13 protein-coding genes are annotated in these 11668 nt (G+C 39.7%); all 13 read right to left on the bottom strand.

The annotated features are described in order from the left end of the window. Positions 1-108 precede the first annotated feature (108 nt). Entirely contained in the window at positions 109-405 is a 297-nt protein-coding gene (locus QAI40_RS14810; protein ID WP_299982117.1) for a PaaI family thioesterase, read from the bottom strand. A 268-nt stretch (positions 406-673) separates the two neighbouring features. Then, positions 674-1090 carry a GNAT family N-acetyltransferase gene (locus tag QAI40_RS14815; protein WP_299982115.1) on the bottom strand — a complete coding sequence of 139 codons (417 nt, stop codon included), beginning with the start codon at positions 1088-1090 and terminating at the stop codon, positions 674-676. 22 nt (positions 1091-1112) lie between these two features. Further along, positions 1113-1310 carry a GrpB family protein gene (locus QAI40_RS17210; RefSeq protein ID WP_367278899.1) on the bottom strand — a complete coding sequence of 66 codons (198 nt, stop codon included), beginning with the start codon at positions 1308-1310 and terminating at the stop codon, positions 1113-1115. 199 nt (positions 1311-1509) lie between these two features. Next, positions 1510-2343: a hypothetical protein gene (locus QAI40_RS14820; protein WP_304511737.1), complete on the bottom strand. Its 834-nt coding sequence runs from the start codon at positions 2341-2343 to the stop codon at positions 1510-1512. Between the two features lie 464 nt (positions 2344-2807). After that, positions 2808-3320, bottom strand: coding sequence for a hypothetical protein (locus tag QAI40_RS14825; protein ID WP_304511738.1), 513 nt, complete (start codon positions 3318-3320; stop codon positions 2808-2810). A 70-nt stretch (positions 3321-3390) separates the two neighbouring features. Further along, positions 3391-4029 carry a hypothetical protein gene (locus QAI40_RS14830; protein WP_304511739.1) on the bottom strand — a complete coding sequence of 213 codons (639 nt, stop codon included), beginning with the start codon at positions 4027-4029 and terminating at the stop codon, positions 3391-3393. Beyond that, positions 4022-4552, bottom strand: a complete 531-nt coding sequence (locus tag QAI40_RS14835) for a hypothetical protein (protein ID WP_304511740.1) — start codon at positions 4550-4552, stop codon at positions 4022-4024. The genes QAI40_RS14830 and QAI40_RS14835 overlap by 8 nt, the downstream gene beginning before the upstream one ends. A 53-nt stretch (positions 4553-4605) precedes the next feature. After that, a complete protein-coding gene (locus QAI40_RS14840; RefSeq protein ID WP_304511741.1) occupies positions 4606-6132 on the bottom strand; it encodes an ATP-dependent nuclease in 1527 nt (508 codons plus the stop codon). A 413-nt stretch (positions 6133-6545) separates the two neighbouring features. Further along, positions 6546-7322, bottom strand: a complete 777-nt coding sequence (locus QAI40_RS14845) for a CoA-transferase subunit beta (RefSeq protein ID WP_304511742.1) — start codon at positions 7320-7322, stop codon at positions 6546-6548. Position 7323: 1 nt separating this feature from the next. Next, positions 7324-8301, bottom strand: a complete 978-nt coding sequence (locus tag QAI40_RS14850) for a CoA transferase subunit A (protein WP_304511743.1) — start codon at positions 8299-8301, stop codon at positions 7324-7326. After that, positions 8267-10306, bottom strand: a complete 2040-nt coding sequence (locus QAI40_RS14855) for a TRAP transporter permease (protein WP_304511744.1) — start codon at positions 10304-10306, stop codon at positions 8267-8269. The genes QAI40_RS14850 and QAI40_RS14855 overlap by 35 nt, the downstream gene beginning before the upstream one ends. A gap of 30 nt (positions 10307-10336) precedes the next feature. After that, on the bottom strand, positions 10337-10873 hold the full coding sequence (locus QAI40_RS14860; RefSeq protein ID WP_304511745.1) for a DUF1850 domain-containing protein: 537 nt from the start codon (positions 10871-10873) through the stop codon (positions 10337-10339). Positions 10874-10885: 12 nt separating this feature from the next. After that, the coding region (locus QAI40_RS14865) for a TAXI family TRAP transporter solute-binding subunit (RefSeq protein ID WP_304511746.1) at positions 10886-11668 on the bottom strand (783 nt) is incomplete at its 5' end.

Genomic DNA, 11668 nt, shown 5'->3' on the forward strand with positions numbered 1-11668 from the left:
TAGTTATCGGATGAGAGAAGAGAAAAAGCAATTATAATTTAACCAGGCTGGCAGTTCAAAAACAACGATCTGCCAGTTTTTTTTGCATACATTTTCAAAGCAGGGATTTTATGACATTTTCACGCCGCCGCTCACACCAAAACGACTGTTTGGAGGAATAATACTTTTTATAGCCATAGCCACTGCTGTATCAGCGAGTGTTACAATAGCACCTCCATGTGCCAACCCTTTTCCCTGAGCTAATTTAAAAACAAATGGCATGGTTAAATGAGCATGACCATCCTTGGCGTTAATGATTTTTATTCCAAGGAGATCTTCAAAAGGTGCGCAACTGATCCATTTTTCAAGTTTGACTTTATGCGGTCCAGTGCATGAAGAGTCTGTTTTTTCTTTTTTGTTTTTCATGCTGAAAAGAATCCATAATTATTTTATTACCAACCTAAACTGATCGAATATAATAATACGGGGAAAATGACAAGGAATCCAAAATTTAATTCTATTTTTAATATCCTCGATAATTTTGTATCCTAAATTTTTCGGTATGGGATAATGATACTTGACTCTAGGAGAGGCTTATTTTCAACAAAATATATTATAAAAAATAATGCGGGGAAGTAACTTAAATGAAACTTATCAAAAAATATAGTTTAACGGTCCGCTGCAGCAAACAGGGTTATACCAGAATTTTCTTCATATATAATTTTGAATTCTCATTACAGAAATTTTCAAGTGTACCAAATACATTGTACCCGAACCTTTTATAGAATCCTGGGTTTTGGAAGCTATATGTGTATAGGTAAACACCAAAACACTTTTTTTCGACAGCAATCTTTTCAGCCCGACCTAATAGCTCTTTTCCCAAGCCTTGTGACCTATATTTTTTGTCAATCCACAAACTCTCTATGTAAAGCCAATTACCACCAATTTGGCAGTGAATACCCGCAAGAATTGAATTAGAATCATCAACAGCTTTTAAAATGAATTGCTCATAAGAATAGTTCTCAATTTTTTTGGAATTGTGTTGAAAGAGCTTCTTTTCCAAAAACTCTATTTCATTTAAGAGAGGGTTAAATTCAGTAAGTATTTTCATTGGTACTCTTTAGGGTAAAACGTTAGCATGAGTGTTGGGTTGGCACTGCTGTACTACCTATATGCTCGATTCTAAGGACAATTTCATCACCCAATAATGTGATTAAGTGATTTTTTTCTTGAACAAAAAGATTGGGCCACTCGGTTTTTGGCTCTGAAAGAATGATGGGGAAAAGATACCCCAACTCGTTTCTTGTTAATTTACTTAAATTTTTTGCCATATTTTCTTTTTTTACTTCCAACCAGTTATTGTACAGATCTGGATATAATGTAATTTGGAATTTTATATCAACATCTTTGAGGCCTGTAAAGGCACTTCAACAATTCAACTTAGGTGAAAATATAATTTACTCAGAAACGATCTGCCAAAATAATTTTAATTGGAGACAAAAATCATAAGGTTCATGCTGGAGGTGTTCACTAAGTATTCTTTTCATATTGTCCTCCCATGATATTCTCAAAGAAGTAGTTTTCAATCAAAACCAGTATTCTGTTTAGAGTTGGTCTTGTTGTATTTAATTCTGATGCTATGGTACCAGATGATACCCCTTTGAATTTTAGCTCTATGAATCTGCTAATCATTTTTGCAGTAAGGCCATGTTGTGGTGGATACTTGAACTTCTGTTTGAAGAATCCGGGTATACCCAGCGATATAATCATTAACCGGACAAAATATTCTGTTGTCTCAAATGTATCAGCAATGGACTTGATATCATTGTCAGCTTCTAAAAGTCTCTGGAGTTGTACAAATATAAGGGGCGTGGGATTGAAATCTACTGTGGGCCTGCCTGGGGGAGAGGGAAGATAATAGTAACTAATGTCAGAGACTGGTATCCCAGTCTTTATAGCTACCTGTCGTGTTGATAGGCCATTTTTAAACAGTTTTGTTATATGAGCTACTTCAGCCTGAGATAGCTGTTTTTTCTGTATGACTGGAAATTGAATCCCCTTCAGTTTAAAAGCTCGCTTGAGGGTATTGCGGTGAACCTCCAATTCCCTTCGTACTGAATCCCTGGTTGCCCCTTCCCCAAGTCTTTTGAGAGCATATTTAATTTCTGCATCTGATAATGCAGACTGCCCCTTCTTCCCGGATCTTATCACCAGCCCATGTGCAGCCAAAACTGCTGGTATTGTTTCTGGGTCAAGGTTAAACAACTTTCCAGCACTCTTATAAGAACTCGTAGGTTTTCTGATATGTCTAAGGATTGCCTGGGCTTCCGCCAGGGTTACTTTTTCTGGTGGCAAGTCATCCATGGTGATATAGTCCCCTCCAAATCTGAGCCTTTTCGTATATAAGTTTGAACACGTCGTGGGTCATTCGATTTCCCTGCTAAACCAGTTACTGTGCAGATCTGGATATTGTGTAATTTGAAATGCTATCCAACTTGCAACGATTAAAAAATTTGATCTGTAAATCAATACCAGCGTTTCAAATTTGTGTAAAGACCTATTCAATTATATTTTGCCAAGCTCAATCAAATGGACAAATTGTTTCATTAAACAATACTGGAGATAGAGATAATTTTTGTTCAGTCCCCAAGAAAAGAATTTTCCCGGCTCTATTGGAATGTGATAAATATATTATGAAAAACATTATGAAAATATGTCTTTGATTGTGCTTGTCAGAAAATATAATTGAATTCCAACTGCTTGCGATCAGGGACCAATAACCAAAGGATGGGGACTGGGGGATTGCCCCAGTGCTCCGCTGCAAATTGTTATATTTTTTGTTTGTACCATACAACCTTACCCAGCATTGAACTTGGAGACAACAACACAACAGCTTTTTTGGATAGGCTTTTTGATGTTGCAGTATTTTCATTTTGCAGGAAATAATGGATTGTGTTGATTGGCTCCTGCTTTGAATAGTGTTTTATTGACCTTACTATCACATCAACTTTTCTACCAGAATAACCTGGTATTGATGGATGTTTGCCAAATTTTGGATTTTTATAATCCCAGTTCCAAATTGTGCGATAAGGTAGATGTGTTTCATTGAATGGATAAAAAAACCAAACATCAAAGTCTTTTACACCATTTACTTTGTCGTGAAAATGCATTGCTGCACCCTGGCAAAGTGCGACGGTTAATGGCTTTTTGATATTATACAATTTTGTCCATTTTTTACCTTGTCCAGATATGAAATATTCATGCAACCGACTAACGCTTCCAGCATATAACTCTTTAAGATCATTTATTGTAATAGCTTTAAGGGAACGTTCAATTTCCATTTTTGCCTCGTAAAATAACAGTTCGCTTAAGAGGTTGGCAAAGGAGTGCAGTGGATTTGCCAATCCTTCTTCAACCGATTGTTCGGTGCTCTTCAATAATTCGATCAAGAACTGCCAAAATTTCTGGCCCGGAATCAATAGCCCAAACTGAGGCGTCTCTATCAACACGTGCACCATGAGCAGCCCGGTTCCCTGCTTGAATCAGTTGATAGAGGCCCTTTTCTATTTCCTTAATCATTGCATTATGTGGCCTGAGCTCTTTGAGCATCTGATTGAGAGGCATGTTACCGCTTATACCATAGGCTTCGGCCAGTTCTCTAAGTCTGGTTTCAATCTCTATTCTGAGGCCAACAAGAGCCAAATTAGGGTCATCACTTGCGATTTTCAGGTATGAGGGACTTGGCTCCTCAGGAGGTGCTGTTGTTGGTGCAAGTGTTGATGGAGAGATGGTGCCGGTAATTTCCCTTCCAGCATTCTCTAAGTCGCGAAATTTCACTTCCCAACCACCCGGAAACTTCGCACTCTCAATAAGATTCGAGAGCCAAGGCAATATGCCCACTATAAGTAAACCAAGAGTGATCGAGTCAACCTTCAAGTCAGGCAATAAAATACGTAGCAGAAGAAGGGAGAAAGCAACCACACTGATACTGGCTTTCAGCCAAGTAAGCGCCTCAACTCTTCCCATTGCAGAAAGGATATATTTAGTCATCACCATTTATTTCAAAATTACCAATCAGCTGTTTTCTCGTCATGCAACGATCTCTTTTCTTTATTTTCATGTATAAGCAGCTTATCATATCAGTTACTTCGTGTTCTTCGATTAGATAAACTGAAATATGATCCGCAAACTTTGTTTCAATTACATAAGTATAAAATTTAGTATTATAACAGGCAATCAGATTTCTATCCCTATCAAAATCATCTACCAATTTTTCGAAATATCGACCTTTTTTGCCTCGTCTATCTTCAAAGAATTTGCCAACGTTCGCGGCACGCCCTATCTTTTCTTCGTGGGAAAGAGTTTCAAATGATACATCATTAGCTGGCTCAGATTCCTCCATGAACCATTTCGATTTGATGAAATCAGAACCAGCCTCAATTTTTTTAACATATTGATTCCATTCTTCGACAAATACGTCATTATATATGTATAAATATGCCATTGAGTCCACTGCTAATGACACATTATAGCTTCCTCTAAAGGAATCACTATGGGGAACTATCTCAATCATAGGCACACTCACAGAATAATTTATTAAACATCTTCCAATGCATCAATGGTAAATTAAATATTTAGTAAGTATTTTTTAATATCTAATAAAAAAATCTCAAGATCTGTACCTTTTATATCCTCTAACTCCATTTCCTTTACAATCTGGTAATTTCTGGACTTGATAGTTTTATTTTTCTTTTTAAATCCTATTTGTGCATCAACTGACTCCAATGGTAAGAGTTTCTTAACTTTTTTTGGAATTTGTTGTGGGAATATTTTTCGAAGTACTTCCAAATTGAAATAATTTTCAATAGAGTATTTATTGAGTTTCTTGCAATAAATCTGATTCTTTTTACAATTCCTTGCAAATCTAGTCCGTTGTGATTTACTACCGGGGTCTGAATCAATAAGAGCAAAAACGTTATTTCTTTCTGCAAATACGGACAAATCAAGGGAAGCCATAATGTCACCACCAAGAGGCCAGTATTTTATGTTGTGATGGCTACCTATATCAACCCATTTCAGCATTTCTTTAACGACAGGAATATCAGTCGGTCCTTCAAGTAAAATTAAAATGTCGGCAACTATATTTTCTGTAATAGAATAACCAAGAGCATTAAAGATTTCTGATTTTGTTGTTTGGTCTGTAATTGTAATCTCCGCATTGTTTTGGCAGTAAAATATTTTATCAATTATATCAATGTTTAAAAATATTGACGAATGAGTGCTGATAAAAAATTGTTTAAATTTTATTGAGGTGAGATAAAATAACAAACGCTTTTGAAAATCAGCATGCAAGTGATTCTCAGGCTCTTCAATTAATACAACTTTGTTCTCAAAAACATTGAGAACTGTAACGATGATCAGTACATCTGTTAATCCTAATCCACATGCCTCTGCATTAATCCAATTAGTATCTGATTTATAAAATAGCTCAATCATGTTATCTGTGTTTGGGACAACATTGAATTTTGAATTAGTTATATATTCAAATGTTTCATATATTTTTTTATATGTTTTATATGTTTTGTATGATTCTAAATCTTGATTTTTTAGAAAAAAAAGTTTGTTAAGCAAACCCTGACCTGCCGGTGTCACTTCTTGGTTTAAAATGATATCTGTTTTAAAATCCAACTTTCTTTTAGGGGGAATCAAAATTGGCTTAAAAAAATCAATATTTTTTTGAAAGAACGTATTGAAAATATTATCAAACTTAAAAGTATTAGGGCCGAAACTATTAGGTGGATTATGGTTGCCTATAGATTCCTTAATTTGTTTATCTATTTCTTCCCGTTTATCAGAAAACCAAATTTTCCCACAGGCTATTTCATTATTTATGAAATCATGAAACCACTTCATTGAAATACTTGGAGCAGGCCTTGTATAACGATTTGCCATAGGTTTAAATAGGCTCAACAGCCAATCGGTTGGACCAACTAACTCTTTTCCTATTCCGATCTTCTTTTCATCACACATGGCTTCCAATAACGTGGTTTTGCCACTATTATTTTTCCCACATATGATATTGATATGGCCAAGATTATTCAAATTCACACTATTGAGGGCTTTATGATTTTTAAGAGTTAAATATTTTATCATGATTTAATAACTATAATTATGTTGACCTGTAAATTTTATAAATTTGAACGATATCCGACCAGATAAATAAAAAAAATCTGATTCAAGATTTCTGTAACAATATTTCAGAAATCAGTAAAGATATTTAAAAAATAAGTTTTAGTGAAAATATAATTTATTCAGAAACGATCCGCCAGAATGTTCTTTATTGGAGACAAAAAGTAAGGGATATCCATTCTGCTATGGTGTTGATTATGTCTATACGTCCGGTGTTTTTTTAAAAATTTATTGATCCTAATTTTAGCCAGAGCACCAGTAGTCCGGCCCACTAAAACAAGTTCAGTCCGGGAAAATAAATTTCTCAGTTCCCAACTTTTTAAAAAAATTCATTGCCGTAGATTATAAAAATATAAAGATATTTTGTGGTTGGGTTATCAGTCGAGTATCAGCCGCTGGGGATCACATTCCTCCCGCAGGATTGTAAGTTCTGTCTTTGTGGGAGGATCAGTCAGGGTTGCCCTTGAAACGTCCATGTTAAATTCCGTGTTTTCAAGGATTTTTTCAGGAGTAATACCGGGATAGAATTGATCCAGATACATTCTGCCAGTGTCTTTATCAAACCGCATCACACCCAGATTGGTTACCACTACACTGACACCGCCGGGTCTTAAGCCTGCTTTCTGCCTGCTGTTATTTCCTCCAAGTTGCCCGGGGCTTGTGAGATAATCAAGTTTTTTGACAAATTTACGTTTTTCATGTTGCATAAATGCAATGCACCGGGGGACAAAACTTGCCACGTCACACCCACCACCGCTTCCTGAAAATCGGATTTCAGGAGAATGATAGTCCCCAATGCAGGTGGTGTTGAGATTCCCGTAACGATCTATCTGGGCGGCACCTAATATAGCGATGACTTTTTCCCCTGTTATCGGGTTCTGCATGGTGGCAAAGGCATCTGTCAGTCTGGAATTTGCAGCAGCCCAGTACATGATTCGAGGGTCTGCAACTGCAAAGGGCAGTTCTTCCAAAAGGGAATCTATGGCTCCGGTTTCAAAAAAAATCACACTGTCGGGCGCATTGATGTTCTTGGCTGCCATAGCTGCCAGCATTGAAATACCGGTGCCACTGAAAACAATATCCCCGTTTTTTATTTCTCTTGCCGCCATAATGGTCATGATTTCCCTGGGGGTATAAGGTTGAACTGTTTTCATGTTAATCCCTTTTCATATTAACTGAGTAACCGGTTCTTGGATCTGCCGTGATCGTATCAATTCTTTCCTGGCCGATGATGTCTAAAAATGCTTCATGGTCTTTAGCACCATAAATATATTTGTCCTGATATTTTTTGAATTTGTCCTGGTTTTTTGCTGCAATTGCAAATCTGCGCAAATATTGAGAATCATAGTCATAGTGGCCAAATACTGCAGTAGGGTAAGCGCCCAGAGGAACATGGCAGACCGCTGACACATGGATAAAGGGGATCTGATTCAAGTCAGGGTTTTGTCTTAATTCTTCCTTTTTGACCAGTTTTTCACAAGTGATAATTACGTGTTTAGATGCCTTTACCTGTTCGATGTCGGCAAATGCAAGTCCTTGTATGCTGCAGGTTCCCGTGGCGTCAGCCTTTTGAACATGAATGATGGTAACATCCGGATTGATGGCCGGTACCAGAAGCACTTTGGATGCACCTGTCCAGTTTCCAAAAGGATTGTCCATAACTATCAGTTTCTCATCCACAATTTTTGGATCTGATTTTCGCATGGATTTGGAAAGCCCCCATTTTGTCAGAATATCCGATCCAAATCCTGAAAGTGTGGGCAGAAAAGGCAGTCCCATGGCACCTGCCATAAATCTCAGGCTCATCATGTAATTTGAATAGTCTTCAACTAAAATTTCATTGTTCTGGACGGCTTGTGCAAAACGAATACAGGTCGGAGCAGCTTTCCCGTTTCCGGCATAGGCGATTTCCAGCTTTGAAACGCAGCCTGCGCCGATGAGTTCATCCAGGCCCGTGCCATTGGAGTGGGCATATAAATGCAGGTCAGAAATTTTCTGCCTGATAATTTCATAAACTGCTGCCATGGGATTTCGGTTTATGGTAAATCCCCCAATGGATATATGTGAACTGTTTTTTACATATTGTTCAATAGCCCGTTTAAGCGGAATCACTTTGTTTAAGCTGCTTTTCATTTGTCATACCTGTGTTGGTGGTTGGTGTAACGGAATAAAATTTCTGGAGCGCACAAGCGATTATTAATGCAATAAGACCTGTAATGTCTGCCCAGTATTCCGGCCAGAAAAGCCCAATGGCAGCCAGCCAGAAAAGAAGGGTTTCCAAAAGTGTGGTTTTTCGTAAAAAATATCTTTCTATCGCCGATGCAAAGGCAAGCAGGCCCAGGGTCGTGGTGATCATGGTTAAAATCACTTCCCAGTGGAACAGTTCGTAATTATCACCCATACCTAAAAGCGGTCTGTATGCCATGATAATGGGGATGATATAAAGTCCTTTGGCCAGTTTCCAGGAGGTAAAGGCGGTTTTCATGGGATTGGCCCCTGCAATTCCTGCTCCGGCAAAGCTGGCAAGACTGACAGGCGGCGTAACATTGGCATCCTGGGAATACCAGAACACGATCATATGGGCGACCATGATGGGAACCCCCATATCAAGCAGAGCCGGTCCTGCCAATGTGGCAAGAACAATATAACTGGCAGTGACGGGAAGCCCCATGCCAAGAACCAGGGAAGCACCGCCGATCAGGAGAATGGCAAGGACTTTTATACCATAACTTAAGTCAATGACCAGGCTTGAGAACTTAAGCCCCATGCCCGTGAGACATACCATGCCTACGATGATTCCGGCGGCTGCACATGCCACTGAGACCATGACAGCATTTTTCGCTCCGTTTTCAAGGGCCTTAATGATCAATTTAAACTCGCTTGTGCCGAATCCGACAAGGCTGGTTTTATTTTTACCGTTCACAGCCCAGCGGATAAAATTTGCAATAATACTAATGGAAAGCGTGCTGACTACGGCAATAAACCCGGCCATCATGGGGGAATAATTGGACATAAGGACATAGATCAATATCAGGACCGGAATAATAAAATGCAGCCCATTTTTAATCACAGTCATAATCTTTGGGAGGCTTTCTTTTGGCTGGCCTTTTAAACCGTATTTCTGGGCTTCATAATGAACAAATACCAACACGGTAATATAATACATGATAGCCGGTACCAGAGCCACTTTGATGATGGTCAGATAGCTTGTGTTGGTAAACTCGGCCATTAAAAAAGCCCCGGCTCCCATAATGGGCGGCATAAGCTGCCCTCCGGTTGAGGCAGCGGCCTCAATGGCCCCGGCCACATGGGAACGATACCCCACCTTTTTCATCATTGGTATGGTAAAAGAGCCTGTGGCAACCACATTACCCACGGCAGAGCCTGAGATTGACCCCATAAATCCTGAAGCAAGCACGGATGCCTTGGCAGGTCCTCCTGAAAAACGACCGGTAAGGGCATAGGCCAGATCAATGAAAAATGCCCCGCCCCCCGTTGTTTCCAGGATGGCCCCGAAAAGAACAAACACAAAAACAAAGGTGGCTGCCACGCCAATGGGAAGACCAAAAATTCCCTCGGTGGTCAGCCAGAGGGTCGTGGCAATCCGTTCAACGCTGTAACCTTTGTGGATAATCAGTTCAGGCATATAGGGCCCAAACATGGCATAGGCAATACTGATGGCGCAAATCCCGGTCATAATATTCCCGATAACTCTGCGGCAGGCTTCCAGCACCAGAAGCGTTCCGATAATACTGACAACCCGGTCCTGGATGAGCCAGTCTCCCTGGCGTTCAAAAATGGCAGTAAGGTTATTGCAGATATAAAATGTGCAGTATATGGACAAGGCGACCAGAATCCAGTCCAGAAAAAGGACGAAAGAAAATTTATCTTTTCTGGCTTTTAAAAAAGCGGGTTTAAGTAAAAATGTCAGGCTGAGAATGGCCCCCAGATGGATGGATCGCTGAACCAGGGCTGTCAGTGCAGCCACGCCTGCTGTATAGAGCTGGTAAAGGCTCAGGCTCACAGCAATTGCCATGATGATCCATGCCGTTATTTTCATCAGGGTTTCATTGGCATCTGCCAACCCAGAATTTTCTGTAGAATCTTTGCCTTGAACTACTGTAATTTTGTCAACCATTATGTCCTCTGAATATATTATTTGCTTAACTTAGGGGCTGTCTTGCAAGCTCGAAACCCTAAGAGATCGCCATATTTGATAAAGCATGCTTATAGGTTTGCCTGAAAACCTTACGGCCTTGTGGGCAATTGTGTCAGAAAGATTATACCGCCTGTCCCGCAAGATAATGGTATGGTCTACTCCAGGGCTTCCCACCCGTAATATGAAATCACCAGTTGGCATGTGCATATCTGTAATCGCTTCATAAACACCTTTTTTTACCTTCCGTCCCACTCCGGGCATTTGGCCCATACCCGCACCAAATTTTTCATAGCGCTCTTCTTCAATATAGATATTGCCTTTTTTATCCATACTGTGCTCTTCCCAGATAGGGGCGTTCTCAACCGAGTGGTAATAATGAAGGGTAAACCGCTCTCCGGGTTTAAGAGGCAGAACAAGCACGGGTTTTTTTTCTTTTACCAGGGTGACATGAAGTTCCAGACCGCCAGGCGTCAGCCAGGCAGTCAGGATCAGTGATAAAACCAGGCCAAGCACACAGAAAATAATAATTGAACTCGACCTGGTCATTTTTTATTCTCCTTAAGGAATCAGCCGTGCAGGTACGGCGATATTCATTTCTTTTAAATACTTGATTGTGCCGGGATGTAATGGAATAGGCGCATACTTAACTGCATTTTCAGGTGTGGTAAAAGCAGCCAAAGGATGAATCTTAACCAGATAGTCATTATGTTCATACAGCGCCTTAACCAGGTTGTAGACCAAATCCGTATCCAGAGATTTCTGAACGATTATTACATTCATTACCCCGATTGTAGGTACGGCTTTGTCAACACCTCTATATGCGCCGCCGAACAGATCTACTGACGTGTAAGCCTTGTTGTACGCAACGATCTTTTTTGTTTGCTCCGGTGTGAATTCTATAACGCTGATATCATGGGTAGTTGACAAATCCAGAATAGAGCTGGTAGGTGGTCCTACACACCAGAAACCTACTTCAATTGTACCATCTCTCAAAGCGTTAGCGCTTTCAGTAAAGGAGAGTCGGCTGTCTTTAAATGAGTCCAGAGGAATTCCTAATGCCTTGAATACGGCTTCAGCCATAAAATTGGTACCACTGCCCGGACTTCCGGTGCTGATGTTCCTTCCTTTGAGCTGCTCGATGTTGGTGATACCGCTCTTTTTCAGAGTCACCACCTGTAGCACGTTTGGATACATAATGGCCATTGAAAGAATGTTGTGTTTTTTGCCTTTAAATTTTGACAGCCCTTCATATCCGGCTATGGCGGTGTCAGCCATAACCTCACCAATCACGGTTTCTCCTTTATGGGCCAGTTTTACATTCTCAACACTGGCACCGGTTAC

Origin of the sequence: Desulfobacula sp. (genome assembly GCF_030611305.1) — a bacterium.
GTDB lineage: Bacteria > Desulfobacterota > Desulfobacteria > Desulfobacterales > Desulfobacteraceae > Desulfobacula.